This is a genomic window from Streptococcus infantis (assembly GCF_019929575.1).
GTDB lineage: Bacteria > Bacillota > Bacilli > Lactobacillales > Streptococcaceae > Streptococcus > Streptococcus infantis_L.
The window spans coordinates 1-13543 of the sequence record NZ_JAHZPU010000036.1; the positions used below are offsets into that span (position 1 = coordinate 1).

General features: G+C 40.4%; 14 protein-coding genes. 13 read left to right on the forward strand and 1 reads right to left on the reverse strand.

Features of this window, described 5'->3' with window-relative positions:
* Window positions 1-166: 166 nt before the first annotated feature.
* The 8 genes from K1I67_RS08850 (at window position 167) to tnpA (ending at window position 7052) form a co-directional block, all read left to right on the forward strand.
* Window positions 167-862 carry an AzlC family ABC transporter permease gene (locus K1I67_RS08850; protein WP_223339648.1) on the forward strand — a complete coding sequence of 232 codons (696 nt, stop codon included), beginning with the start codon at window positions 167-169 and terminating at the stop codon, window positions 860-862.
* Complete coding sequence (locus tag K1I67_RS08855) at window positions 852-1175, forward strand: AzlD domain-containing protein (protein ID WP_223339649.1); 324 nt, start codon at window positions 852-854, stop codon at window positions 1173-1175. The genes K1I67_RS08850 and K1I67_RS08855 overlap by 11 nt, the downstream gene beginning before the upstream one ends.
* Before the next feature lie 102 nt (window positions 1176-1277).
* Window positions 1278-2120, forward strand: a complete 843-nt coding sequence (locus K1I67_RS08860; protein ID WP_223339650.1) for an amino acid ABC transporter substrate-binding protein — start codon at window positions 1278-1280, stop codon at window positions 2118-2120.
* A gap of 153 nt (window positions 2121-2273) precedes the next feature.
* Window positions 2274-3128 carry a MetQ/NlpA family ABC transporter substrate-binding protein gene (locus tag K1I67_RS08865; protein ID WP_000694516.1) on the forward strand — a complete coding sequence of 285 codons (855 nt, stop codon included), beginning with the start codon at window positions 2274-2276 and terminating at the stop codon, window positions 3126-3128.
* Between the two features lie 122 nt (window positions 3129-3250).
* Window positions 3251-4624 carry a M20 family metallopeptidase gene (locus K1I67_RS08870; protein ID WP_000231835.1) on the forward strand — a complete coding sequence of 458 codons (1374 nt, stop codon included), beginning with the start codon at window positions 3251-3253 and terminating at the stop codon, window positions 4622-4624.
* Entirely contained in the window at window positions 4617-5678 is a 1062-nt protein-coding gene (locus K1I67_RS08875; protein WP_223339651.1) for a methionine ABC transporter ATP-binding protein, read from the forward strand. Before K1I67_RS08870 ends, K1I67_RS08875 begins: the two co-directional genes overlap by 8 nt.
* Window position 5679: 1 nt before the next feature.
* Complete coding sequence (locus tag K1I67_RS08880; RefSeq protein WP_004250431.1) at window positions 5680-6372, forward strand: methionine ABC transporter permease; 693 nt, start codon at window positions 5680-5682, stop codon at window positions 6370-6372.
* 215 nt (window positions 6373-6587) lie between these two features.
* Window positions 6588-7052 (forward strand): IS200/IS605 family transposase, encoded by a 465-nt coding sequence (gene tnpA, locus K1I67_RS08885; protein ID WP_223339652.1) that lies wholly within the window; start codon window positions 6588-6590, stop codon window positions 7050-7052.
* A gap of 268 nt (window positions 7053-7320) precedes the next feature.
* Here tnpA and K1I67_RS08890 read toward each other — a convergent pair whose 3' ends face one another.
* The gene (locus K1I67_RS08890; RefSeq protein WP_223339653.1) at window positions 7321-7890 is read right to left on the reverse strand and encodes an MptD family putative ECF transporter S component; all 570 of its coding nucleotides are present in this window, start codon (window positions 7888-7890) and stop codon (window positions 7321-7323) included.
* A gap of 131 nt (window positions 7891-8021) precedes the next feature.
* Between K1I67_RS08890 and K1I67_RS08895 the strand changes: the two genes are divergently transcribed.
* The 5 genes from K1I67_RS08895 to K1I67_RS08915 all read left to right on the forward strand — a co-directional run.
* Window positions 8022-8873 carry an Rgg/GadR/MutR family transcriptional regulator gene (locus K1I67_RS08895; protein WP_223339654.1) on the forward strand — a complete coding sequence of 284 codons (852 nt, stop codon included), beginning with the start codon at window positions 8022-8024 and terminating at the stop codon, window positions 8871-8873.
* A gap of 189 nt (window positions 8874-9062) precedes the next feature.
* Complete coding sequence (locus K1I67_RS08900) at window positions 9063-10310, forward strand: transporter (RefSeq protein WP_223339655.1); 1248 nt, start codon at window positions 9063-9065, stop codon at window positions 10308-10310.
* Between the two features lie 80 nt (window positions 10311-10390).
* Window positions 10391-11671, forward strand: coding sequence for a histidine--tRNA ligase (gene hisS / locus K1I67_RS08905; RefSeq protein WP_223339656.1), 1281 nt, complete (start codon window positions 10391-10393; stop codon window positions 11669-11671).
* Between the two features lie 109 nt (window positions 11672-11780).
* The gene (locus K1I67_RS09995) at window positions 11781-12035 is read left to right on the forward strand and encodes a G5 domain-containing protein (RefSeq protein ID WP_223339658.1); all 255 of its coding nucleotides are present in this window, start codon (window positions 11781-11783) and stop codon (window positions 12033-12035) included.
* 351 nt (window positions 12036-12386) lie between these two features.
* On the forward strand, window positions 12387-13543 hold a 1157-nt coding region (locus K1I67_RS08915; protein WP_223339657.1), incomplete at its 3' end, for an Ig-like domain-containing protein.

Below are 13543 nucleotides of genomic sequence, written 5' to 3' on the forward strand. Positions count from 1 at the left end.
CTCTATACTGTTTTTTGCAACTCTAGTATATCAGATGAACATGTCTTTTGTGTTGCACTTCATTTTACAACAGGGCACTTTTTTCTATTTTACGAATATGTTATAATAATGTTTGCTGTGACTGTTTGGAAAGCAGTCGCTGAAGGAATGATTAGTGAGGAAGTCTATGAAAGAAAAAGGATTTTGGGAGGGTACGCAGGCTGCGGTGCCGACAGCTCTGGGCTATGTTAGCATCGGTCTTGCTTGTGGCATTATCGGTTCGCCCTATGTGACACCAGTAGAAATGGGCCTGATGAGTCTTTTTGTTTATGCTGGGAGTGCCCAGTTTGCCATGATATCCTTGATAGCAGTTCAAGCGCCTGTGGCAGCCATTGCTATGACGGTCTTTTTGATCAATTTGCGTCTATTTTTGTTGAGCTTACATGCGTCTACCTATTTCCGTCATACCAGTCTCTGGCACAATATCGGTATGTCCAGTCTTTTGACCGATGAGACCTATGGCGTTTTGATGGGCGAGTTGGTGCATACGGATAAGGTCAATCCTATGTGGATGCACGGGAACAACCTTAACAGCTATGTAGCTTGGTTTGTCGGAACTGTTGTCGGAACTGCTCTAGGTGGACTTCTACCAAATCCAGAAATTTTTGGCTTAGATTTTGCCCTAGTGGGGATGTTTATTGGGATTTTTACTTCCCAGTTTCAGATTATGCAAAAACGGATTCCTTTGCGCAATCTCTTCATAATTTTAGCAGTTGTAGCTGTATCTTTCTTTTTGCTCTTGACGGTGGTGTCTCAGTCATTAGCTGTTCTGTTTGCGACCTTGCTAGGTTGTACCATGGGGGTGGTCTTGGATGGTCAGTAAGTATATTTTATTAGCAATTGTCTTTTCTGGCTTGGTGACTTGGATTCCAAGAATGATTCCTTTTATTCTAGTCAAGTACAAGGGTTTGCCGCCTATCGTAGAGCGCTTTTTGAAATTTCTACCAGTTTCTATTATCTTTGCCTTGATTCTTTCAAGTGTGGTGACAGGAAAAGTTGGAAGTCTCCCGCAGATAAAGTGGTTAGACTTTTTAACAGTCTTTCCAACGGCTTTTGTAGCCTTTCGTTACCGCAATCTGGTGGGGACCGTTCTCTTTGGGGTGGTCTTGATAGCAGTCCTACGTTTGGTCTTTTAATCAGCCATAAAGAAAACCTATCACAAATATAGAAATCATATAATAGCGTAATTCCTTTTTTTCTGTTAAGATAAGATTGTATTCTATTTTGGAGGAAATATCATGAAAAAAATCGTTAAATATTCATCACTTGCTGCCCTAGGGCTTGTAGCCGCGGGTGTATTGGCAGCTTGCTCAGGTGGTGAAAAGAAAGATGCTGCATCTGGTGAAGCAACATCTGGTAAAAAAGAAATCGTCGTAGCAACTAACGCGTCACCAAAACCATTTAACTATGAAGACAACGGTGAGTTGACTGGTTTTGAGATTGAGGTTGTTCGCGCTATCTTTAAAGACTCTGACAAGTATGATGTCAAGTTTGAAAAGACAGAATGGTCAGGAATCTTTGCAGGCCTTGACGCAGATCGTTACCAAATGGCGGTTAACAACATCAGCTACACTAAAGAACGTGCAGAAAAATATCTTTACGCAGCACCAACTGCTAAAAACCCTAACGTTCTCGTAGTTAAGAAAGATGATAACAGCATCAAATCGCTTGATGATATCGGTGGAAAATCTACTGAAGTCGTTCAAGGAACAACATCAGCTAAACAATTGGAAGAATATAACAAACAACACGCAGATAACCCAACTGTCCTTAACTATACAAAAGCTGACTTCCAACAAATCATGGGACGTTTGAGCGATGGACAATTTGACTACAAGATTTTTGATAAAATCGGTGTAGAAACAGTTATCAAAAACCAAGGTTTGGATAACTTGAAAGTCATCGAACTTCCAAGTGACCAACAACCTTACGTTTACCCACTTCTTGCAAAAGGTCAAGATGAATTGAAATCATTTGTTGACAAACGCATCCAAGAACTATACAAAGACGGAACTCTTGAAAAATTATCTCAACAGTTCTTTGGTGGTTCTTACCTCCCAGCAGAAGCTGACATCAAATAAGTTTGTAAATCATCCATTCTCTCGTAGGTGGATGATTTTGCAACTTTTAGACATATAGTTTCAAACTATATGTCTGCCTATCTAATAACAATTTGCGAAATCAAATAAAGTGTGAGATACTATTACAGTATTATTTTTAAAGGAGAACGAATCATGAAAATTAAAAAATGGTTAGGCGTAGCAGCTATCGCTACAGTAGCAGGCCTTGCACTTGCAGCTTGCGGAAATTCGGACAAGAAAGCAGACAACACAACTACAGTTAAAATCGCAACTGTTAACCGTAGTGGTTCAGAAGAAGCACGTTGGGATAAAGTCCAAGAATTGGTTGAAAAAGACGGAATTAAATTGGAATTCACAGAGTTTACAGACTACTCACAACCAAACAAAGCAACTGCTGATGGTGAAGTAGACTTGAACGCTTTCCAACACTACAACTTCTTGAACAACTGGAACAAAGAAAACGGTAAAGACCTTGTAGCGATTGCAGATACTTATATCTCACCAATCCGCCTTTACTCAGGTAAAAACGGTGAAGAAAACAAGTACACTAAAGTGGAAGAAATCCCAAACAACGGTGAAATTGCTATTCCAAACGATGCTACTAATGAAAGCCGTGCCCTTTACCTTCTTCAATCAGCTGGTTTGATTAAATTGGATGTTTCAGGAACTGAACTTGCTACAATCGCAAACATCAAAGAAAATCCAAAGAACTTGAAAATCACTGAGTTGGACGCTAGCCAAACAGCTCGTTCATTGACTTCAGTTGATGCAGCAGTTGTAAACAATACTTTTGTTACAGAAGCAAAATTGGACTACAAGAAAGCACTCTTTAAAGAGCAAGCTGACGAAAACTCAAAACAATGGTACAACATCATCGTTGCGAAAAAAGATTGGGAATCATCACCTAAAGCTGATGCAATCAAGAAAATTATCGCAGCTTACCATACTGATGAAGTGAAAAAAGTCATCGAAGAAACTTCAGACGGCTTGGATCAACCAGTTTGGTAATAAACACAGGGAGGTGGGAGAGATTTTTTCCACCTCTTGCTTTTATATAGAGACTAAAGAAAAGAAACATCCACTTGTATTGATTCCAAAGGTACAAGTCCTAGTAGAAAGGTAGAGAGAAAATGGTTTTCCCTAGCCAAGAAGAACAAATTGAAAAGTTTGAAAAGGATCATGTAGCGCAGCATTACTTTGAAGTTTTGCGTACCTTGATTTCTAAAAAATCAGTCTTTGCCCAACAAGTCGGCCTTAAAGAAGTGGCTCGTTATCTAGGCGAAATTTTTAAGCGTGTAGGTGCAGAGGTCGAGATTGATGAGAGTTATACGGCACCCTTTGTCATGGCGCATTTTAAAAGTTCACGCCCAAATGCCAAGACTATCATTTTCTATAACCACTATGACACAGTACCTGCGGATGGCGACCAAGTCTGGACAGAGGATCCATTTACGCTTTCTGTGCGTGATGGCATTATGTATGGACGCGGGGTTGATGATGATAAGGGACATATCACTGCCCGCTTGAGTGCTCTTAGAAAATACATGCAGCATCATGATGATCTACCAGTCAATATCAGTTTCATCATGGAAGGAGCTGAAGAGTCTGCCTCTATGGACTTGGACAAATATCTAGAAAAACATGCGGACAAGCTTCGTGGTGCAGATTTATTGGTCTGGGAACAAGGGACCAAAAATGCCTTGGAACAGCTAGAAATCTCTGGTGGGAACAAAGGAATTGTAACCTTTGATGCTAAGGTCAAGAGTGCCGATGTGGATATCCACTCTAGCTATGGCGGTATTGTAGAGTCAGCTCCATGGTATCTGATTCAAGCCTTGACCAGTTTGCGAGCTGCAGATGGACGTATTTTAGTTGAGGGCTTGTACGATGAGGTCCAAGAGCCTAACGAACGTGAGTTAGCCTTGGTTGAAACCTATGCTCAACGCAATCCAGAAGAAATCAGCCAGATTTATGGCTTGGAATTGCCACTTTTACAAGAGGAACGTACAGCCTTTCTAAAGCGTTTCTTCTTTGAACCAGCACTCAATATCGAAGGAATTCAGTCTGGTTATCAGGGGCAAGGAGTTAAAACGATTCTACCAGCAGAGGCTAGTGCCAAGCTAGAAGTTCGTTTGGTTCCTGGCTTGGACCCGCATGATGTTTTGGATAAAATCCGGAAACAACTAGACAAAAACGGCTTTGATAAGGTAGAATTATACTATACCTTGGGTGAGATGAGTTATCGAAGCGATATGAGTGCACCATCTATTCTCAATGTTATTGAGTTAGCCAAGAAATTCTATCCACAGGGCGTTTCAGTCTTGCCGACTACAGCTGGGACAGGACCTATGCATACGGTCTTTGATGCTTTAGAAGTACCTATGGTTGCCTTTGGTCTAGGAAATGCTAATAGCCGAGACCATGGTGGAGATGAAAATGTGCGAATCGCAGATTATTACACCCATATTGAATTAGTAGAGGAGCTGATTAGAAGCTATGAGTAGAGATATTATCAAGTTAGATCAGATCGATGTGACGTTTCACCAAAAGAAAAGAACCATCACAGCGGTCAAGGATGTGACTATTCACATCCAAGAAGGGGATATCTACGGAATCGTTGGATATTCTGGGGCAGGGAAATCAACCCTAGTTCGTGTGATTAACCTCTTGCAAAAACCATCTGCAGGTCGAATTACTGTAGATAATGATGTAATTTTTGATGGCAAGGTTACCTTAACTGCTGAGCAATTACGTCATAAACGTCAAGATATCGGGATGATTTTCCAACACTTTAACCTGATGAGCCAGAAAACAGCAGAGGAAAATGTAGCCTTTGCCCTCAAACACTCTGGGCTCAGCAAGGAAGAAAAGAAGGCTAAAGTAGCTAAATTGCTCGACTTGGTGGGCTTGGCTGACCGTGCCGAAAACTATCCTTCACAATTATCTGGAGGTCAAAAACAACGTGTGGCTATTGCGCGTGCCTTGGCCAATGATCCAAAAATCTTGATTTCAGACGAGTCAACTTCAGCTCTTGATCCAAAGACAACGAAACAAATCTTGTCACTCTTGCAAGAATTGAACCGTAAACTAGGTTTGACCATTGTCTTGATTACACACGAGATGCAGATTGTCAAAGACATTGCTAACCGTGTGGCAGTGATGCAGGATGGTCGCTTGATTGAAGAGGGCAGCGTTCTTGAAATCTTCTCAGATCCTAAGCAGCCATTGACTCAGGACTTTATTTCGACTGCGACAGGTATCGATGAAGCTATGGTCAAGATTGAGAAACAAGAAATTGTAGAGCACTTATCTGAAAACAGCATTTTGGTACAACTCAAGTATGCAGGCGCTTCTACAGATGAACCACTTCTGAATGAATTGTACAAGCACTACCAAGTAACAGCCAATATTCTCTATGGGAACATTGAAATTTTGGACGGCACTCCTGTGGGTGAACTTGTGGTTGTATTGTCAGGGGAAAAAGAAGCCTTGGCAAGCGCTCAAGACGCCATCCGTCAGGCTGGTGTACAACTAAAAGTATTGAAGGGAGGACAGTAAGATGGCAGAATTGATTAAAGCATACTTACCAAACGTCTACAAGATGGGTTGGTCTGGTCAGGCTGGCTGGGGAACGGCAATCTACTTGACCCTTTATATGACGGTTCTTTCCTTCATCATCGGAGGTTTCCTAGGGCTGGTTGCAGGGCTTTTCCTTGTCTTGACAGCTCCAGGTGGTGTCTTGGAAAATAAAGTTGTTTTCTGGATTTTGGACAAGATTACCTCTATCTTCCGTGCGGTGCCATTCATCATTCTCTTGGCTGTCTTGTCACCCTTCTCTCATCTAATCGTAGGGACAAGTATCGGACCAAATGCGGCTATTGTACCCCTATCTTTTGCAGTCTTTGCCTTCTTTGCTCGTCAGGTACAGGTGGTATTGGCAGAGCTAGATGGCGGTGTCATCGAGGCAGCTCAAGCTAGCGGAGCTACTTTCTGGGACATCGTAGGTGTTTACCTATCGGAAGGTCTACCAGACTTGATCCGTGTGACAACTGTAACCTTGATTTCCCTTGTCGGTGAAACAGCTATGGCGGGAGCGGTCGGAGCAGGTGGTATCGGTAACGTAGCTATCGCCTATGGATTTAACCGTTTCAATCATGATGTGACAGTCCTTGCGACGCTTATCATTATCTTGATTATCTTTACAATTCAGTTCTTGGGAGACTTTTTGACCAAGAAATTAAGCCATAAATAAAAGAGCCGTGTGGCTCTCAGATTGAAGAAAAAGTCCGTTGTGGATAATTTTCTTCAATCTTTTTCTTATGTGACTATTAGTCCGTCTCGCTCCGTGAGGTGCGAGACAAATAAACCACCCGCTATGCGGGTGCGCGTCGAAGGTTATACCAAAAAAACTCCAAACGCGATACAATAAAGGTGTTCAAGCCAATTGTAAAGCGAAAGGAGAAAACCATGGTACAAAAGTCTCATAGTTTATCACACACAAAGTGGCACTGTAAGTATCACATTGTGTTCACCCCTAAGTATAGACGAAAAGTCATCTATAATCAATATCGGAGTAGTTTAGGTGAAATATTTCATAGCTTGTGTAGTTATAAAGGTTTTGAAATTATCGAAGGACACTTGATGCCAGATCATGTACATATGTTAGTAAGTATTCCACCGAGGATAAGTGTTTCAAGTTTTATGGGGTATTTAAAAGGTAAGAGTGCACTCATGATGTTTGACAAACACGCCAATTTGAAATATAAGTTTGGAAATCGGCATTTCTTGGCGGAAGGTTATTATGTGAGTACGGTTGGACTCAATGGAGCCACAATTAAGAAGTATGTTCAAGAGCAGGAAAAGCATGATATAGCACTAGATAAATTGAGTGTAAAAGAATATGAGGATCCCTTTAGGGACAGTAGTAAGTAATACTCACGCCTCTTTAAGAGGCAAGTGACGAGTCAAGAGCAATGAGGCTTGAACAACGTGAAAGCCAGCGTCTTTAGGCGCTGGCTGGTAATTTGGGCCTATAGCCCTGGTGCAAACCACCCGTTAGACGGGTGGTTATGATTTTACTAGAGAAAATAAAAAAACTCTTAAAAATAGCATGTTTCAGCATTTCTAAGAGTTTTCAAGATGTAGTAAAATTACCGAAAGGGTTTGTCAATCTACTGAGAGCTGTGTGGCTCTTTTTCTATCACATTTTGTCTGCAAACTTCTTACTAAGTTTTTGTCCGATCAAGGCACCGAGTAGAGCACCGATAAGGACGCTTGCTACAAAGAGAAGAATGGTAATGAGATTTGGCGCAACCATGATGCGATCAATATAGTCCTGAGATTTTCCACGAGCAACTAGGGTTGCTATGTAAGCTTGAGGTGTCAACCACATGAGTAGGATGGGACCAGTAGTACCAAAAGCAAAAACTAGGAAGGAAAGAAGGTTCTTGACCTTATCTTTGTAGTGGCCAAGATGAGCAATGCCATCTGCTGCAAGACCGCAGATGATTCCTGGAAGAAAGGCACCAGCACCATGCTTGCTTCCGAGGAAAAATAGAGAGATAACGAGCCCAATCGTAGTAATAGCTCCAAAACGAGGAACCTTTGCTAAAAGGATCATATAGACGCTACCACCCACAAGAGCAGAAAAGGCAGGGGCGTAAAACATATTTCCAGTGTGGTCGACAAGGTTTCCTAGTAGAACCCCTACTCCGATGCAGAGAAAGTAGACAAGGGCAGCTACAAGGGTCGTCAAGATATTCTTTTTCATAAATTCTCCTTCGTATATCTGATGTTATTCATTGTATCATGCCTGTGGCAGATTGTAAATGCTGGTTTGGAACTAGTATTTATTAGGAAATGTGGTAAAATAGGAAAAAATAAAAGACGAGTGGTAAGAGTATGAAGAATTTAGGAAAAGTTTTTAAAGAGTTAAGGGAGTCCAGAAAAATCTCCTTGAGAAAAGCAACAGGCGGACGCTTTTCAGCATCCTTATTGTCGCGTTTTGAAAATGGTCAGAGTGAAATATCTGCTCCAAAGTTAATCACAGCTTTGGAGAATATTCATGCGAGTATGGAAGAATTGTTATTTTTGGCGAGAGGTTTTCATCAGGATGCCTATTCTGAATTTAGAAACAGAATAGTTGAGGCTATTGACCCTCAAGATTTGACATCCTTGCGCACTCTTTACCAGAGAGAATATCAACAACTTCCTTTTTCAAAAGATAGACAGCAACACATTCTCAATGCGATTTTAATAAAATCCTATATGAAAGCCATTGATGAGACGGTTACATTGACCGCTGAGGAAGAAAGAGTCCTACATGATTATCTATTTTCTGTCGAAATTTGGGGACACTATGAACTGTTGTTCTTTTCTTCCTGCTCTCCGCTTTTATCAGTCCAGCTTTTTACAAAGTACTCTCGAGAAATGTTGCGGAAGTCAGATTTCTTGCAAGGAGTTGGGAAAAATCGAAATATGATGCATACCTTGCTCCTCAATGCTTTTATGGCCTGTATTGAAATTGATGATTTTACCAATGCCCTCTATTTTAAAAAACAAATTGAAAAGAACTTCTTTGAAGAAAATGAAACCTATTTTCGAATAGTCTACCTCTGGGCAGAAGGTTTGCTTGATAGTAAGCAAGGAAGAGTAGAGGAAGGGCAGAGAAAGATGGAGGACGCTCTCCGTATTTTCGAGATGATTGGTTGTATCAAATCTGCTGACTATTATAGAAGCGCCATGGAGTGTTGAATATCTGCAACTAGATAAAATAACTTGAAACGATAGGACTGTGAAGATACTTATTAGCATTAGAAAAATTCTATCGTTTTCGTTATCAGTTTAGTCTGTTGCATATATTCAAAAATATCTTCTCATAAGATTCTTGATGCTATACTAGAGCTACCATAAAAGTAGTATGTGAGAAAGAGAGGAATCTATATGAAACTATTACTAAGAAATCAAGCTTACAGAGTTTTGAGTTTATCACGATTTTTCAATGCTTTTGGAGCTTCCATTTTTAATTTAGTGTTTGTGGTCTATGCCTCGACTTTGCCAGAGGCTTCTGTTGCCGTTGCAATGGCGAATGTTGTGATGATGCTTCCAACTCTTTTTACAGTTTTTGTGGGAATTCGGGCAGATTATACCAAGGACAAGGTCAAATGGATGACCTATGTCGGTTTATTTCAGGCGGTTTTATTTTTTCTAGCAGCCCTAGTTGTTCAGCAAGCTAGTTTCTTTGCCTTTTCGACCCTTTGCCTCATCAATGTCATTAGTGATGTAGCCAGTGATTTTGCTGGTGGCTTGCGAATGCCTCTCGTTAAAGAAAAAGTAGCAGAGCCAGATTTGATGGAGGCCTACTCCTTTTCACAGTTTATTACCTACATCTCTGCGATTGGCGGGCAGGCTTTTGGAGTTTGGCTATTAGGGGTGTCAACACAGAACTTTTCACTCGTAGCGGGAATCAATGCCATATTTTTCCTAGTGTCAGCTCTCATTCTCTTTTTAGGAAGGGCTGAATTAAGCTTATCAACTCCACTTGTTGATAGTAAATCACTGAAAAATGAGAAGCTTTCTATCAAAGAGCAGTTCCTAACAATTTACCGAAATTTACGTCTTGTTTTTCTTAAAAGTGGACAGAAAAACTTTGGTTTTATGCTCTTTGCTATCTTGCTTATCAATGCTTTGGGTGGTGCCTTAGGTGGTATCTATAACATCTTCCTTTTAAATCATTCCTTACTGAATTTTTCCTACAAGGATGCATTGTTTATCTTACAATTGATTACCTTATTAGCAGTTATCATCAGTAGCCTTACGGGCAATGATTATTTTGGGAAGCAATCTCTGCCTAGATTGATGATGTGGGTTACATTAGGAGCAAGTCTAGTTGGTCTATCTAATTTGTTAAACCAAGTCTTGCTCGGGATGTTTTTCGTCTTTTTTACCATGTATGTTTCTGGGAAAATTTCTCCAAAGATTAGTGCTCTGCTCATGAAAAATCTTGCTCCAGAGGTTCTCTCTCGTACCAGTAATTTTTTAGGTTTGTTGTTTACTCTATCTATACCAGTGGGGACAGCCTGTTTTTCACTGGTGGCAGTATGGGATATACAGTTAACATGGGCTCTGTTTGTTGGACTTTCCTTGCTTGCGATTCTCCTAGCTAGTCTTAATCTCAAAAATGAAATTTAGGTGTTAGTCTTCTTTTCACACTGTCCCAATCCCTTCATTTATGGTAAAATAGGACTATTAAGTTATAAAGAGGATTCCCTATGAAATTACAAAAACCAAAAGGAACGCAGGATATTTTACCTGCTGAGTCGGCCAAATGGCAGTACGTTGAAGGCTTTGCGCGTGAAATCTTCAAACGCTACAACTACGCAGAAGTACGTACCCCAATTTTTGAGCACTACGAAGTCATCAGTCGTTCTGTCGGAGATACAACGGATATCGTAACCAAGGAAATGTACGATTTTTACGACAAGGGAGACCGCCATATTACCCTCCGTCCAGAAGGAACTGCTCCAGTCGTTCGTTCTTATGTGGAAAACAAACTCTTTGCACCAGAAGTTCAAAAACCAAGCAAGTTCTACTACATGGGGCCAATGTTCCGCTATGAGCGCCCACAAGCAGGTCGCTTGCGTCAATTCCACCAGATCGGTGTGGAGTGCTTTGGTTCTAGCAATCCAGCGACAGATGTGGAAACAATCGCTATGGCAGCCCATTTCTTGAAAGAAATCGGCATCCAAGGTGTCAAATTACACCTCAACACGCTTGGAAATCCTGAGAGCCGTGCGGCTTACCGCCACGCCTTGATTGACTATTTGACACCGCTCAAGGAGACCTTGTCTAAGGATAGCCAACGTCGCTTGGAGGAAAATCCTCTCCGTGTTTTGGACTCTAAGGAAAAAGAAGACAAGGTGGCAGTAGAGAATGCGCCGTCTATCTTGGATTACCTTGACGAAGAAAGCCAAGCTCACTTTGATGCTGTTCGTCAAATGTTGGAAAATCTCGGGGTAGACTATATCATCGATACCAATATGGTTCGTGGTTTGGACTACTACAACCACACGATTTTTGAATTCATCACTGAGATTGAGGGCAATGCCTTGACAGTCTGTGCAGGTGGTCGCTACGATGGCTTGGTTGCTTACTTTGGTGGTCCTGAGACTGCTGGATTTGGTTTTGGACTTGGTGTAGAGCGTCTGCTTCTCATCCTTGAAAAGCAAGGTGTAGCCCTTCCTATCGAAAACGCCCTAGATGTCTATATCGCTGTTCTCGGTGAAGGAGCTAATCTTAAAGCCTTGGAGTTGGTACAAGCTCTTCGCCAACAAGGTTTCAAAGCAGAGCGTGATTACCTTAACCGCAAACTCAAAGCTCAGTTTAAGTCAGCCGATGTTTTTGCTGCTAAGACTCTTATCACTCTTGGAGAGAGCGAGGTCGAAAGAGGACAAGTGACAGTCAAGAACAACCAAACTCGCGAAGAAGTTCAAGTTTCACTTGAAGCAATCAGCCAAAACTTCTCAGAAATCTTTGAAAAATTAGGATTTTAATAGTAGAATAATGAGTCAGGATATCAGTCCTGGCTTTTTTGAAGCAAGTACTATTTGAAGAACTTAGCAGTTAAAATGATTTAAATAATATTTAAAAATAGAAGAAAACATCCAAGTAGAAGAACTCGATTGTGAAAAGCAAACGATTAAAAAGCCTGAACTTGTTAAAGGTACACAAGTTTTTCTGCAAAAAAGTAAATCAGGTAGACGACAAGATGCGTGTCGCTGGTTCCTTAAGGATGGAGTGGAGTTCAAGAAAGAATTGATTCGCTCAGAAGAGCCTGAGCAAGTCCAAACCGAGATCATTGAAATCGGAATATTGGTAGAAGAACCAATTCAAGTAACATCAGTACAGGTTTGCTAGCATCCCAATGGCTTCATCTCCTAAACAGGATAGACAGATGAACTAATTGGCAGTTCCAAATCAAGAATCTCAAAAAGTTGAAGTTCCAGTAGTTCAAGGACAGCTCTTGTCAGAGATAGGGAAATAGTCAAGTTTGCGATGATCACTATATGGTTTTGTAATCCTATTCTTAACAATATTGGGAATAAGTAATAAAAAGAAAGATATGTAATTTCAGTGTATTAGAAATAATTTGATTATAAATAATGCTAAATTGTTATTTTGTTAATGATATTTTCAACACATATTAATTTCTTGAATTTCTTATAAAAAAATGCTATTATATGCTTGATAAAATTTAAGGAGATAACAATGCGTAATCTAAAAAAGAACTATATGCGTGTGTTAGCTTTTGCTAGTATGCTTGTATTATCTTTGACAATACTTACAACAGTATTTGCCACTGATATTACAAATTATACGAACAAGACGGCAATTACAGTGGATGGGAAACCATTGACTGCTGACACTGAGGTTGTTACTGGAAAGACCATGGAAGCTACAAATACAATTTCTTTCCCAGATTCTCAGAAAATTAATGAAGGAGATACCCTTGTTCTTGACCTTCCTAAGGAATTAGGTTTAGTAACTAAGTTAGAATTCCCAATTTTACATAGTGATGGTCAGGTAGTTGCTAATGCTGTTACGGATCCAAGCACACAAAAAGTAACCATTACATTTACGGACTACTTTTCTAAGAACTATAAAGATAAAATAATGGCTTTGAAATACTCTGTACGTCCTAATACAGTTACTTTGACAAAGCCAGGGAAATATACATTTACGTTTGGAACTGAAAAATACACTCTCAATTACCAAACTGATACGGGTGAGATAGGTGACTATGAAATGAAATATGGTTACCAAGATCCTGAAAATCCTAAACGAATCAAATGGCGTATTCTATTAAATGCTGTCCAAGATAAGCTAGACAACATGGTTATCAAAGATGACTTTAGCGATAACGGACAAGTTCTTGTAGAAGGTTCTCTTCGTGCTGTTCGTTATGCAACTCAACCAGAGAAAATTCCTAATGAAGCTGCGCTTCTTAAATTGGAACCAATTGATAACTTTACTAAAAAAGCTGAATTCACACGAAATGCTGAAGGAAAAATCACAGGCTTTACAATTAACTTCGGTGATAACTGGAATTGGGCTATGTATATTGAGTATACAACGGAATTGGCTTCAGAACTTCCTGCGGGAACTAATGTTAGCAATTTATTAGACTGGTCAGCAACAAACTTCGCTAACCCTCGCTCAATCACTGCTTTGACAAGATTGGAAAGTGGTTCAGGTACTGGTAGTGGTGATAAGACTACAACTACAACCAAAACCACAACCACCACAACTACAACGACGTCAACTACAACGACGTCAACTACAACGACAGAAGAGCCAAAAACAACTTCAACAACTACAACGACAGAAGAGCCAAAAACAACTTCAACAACTACAACGACAGAAGA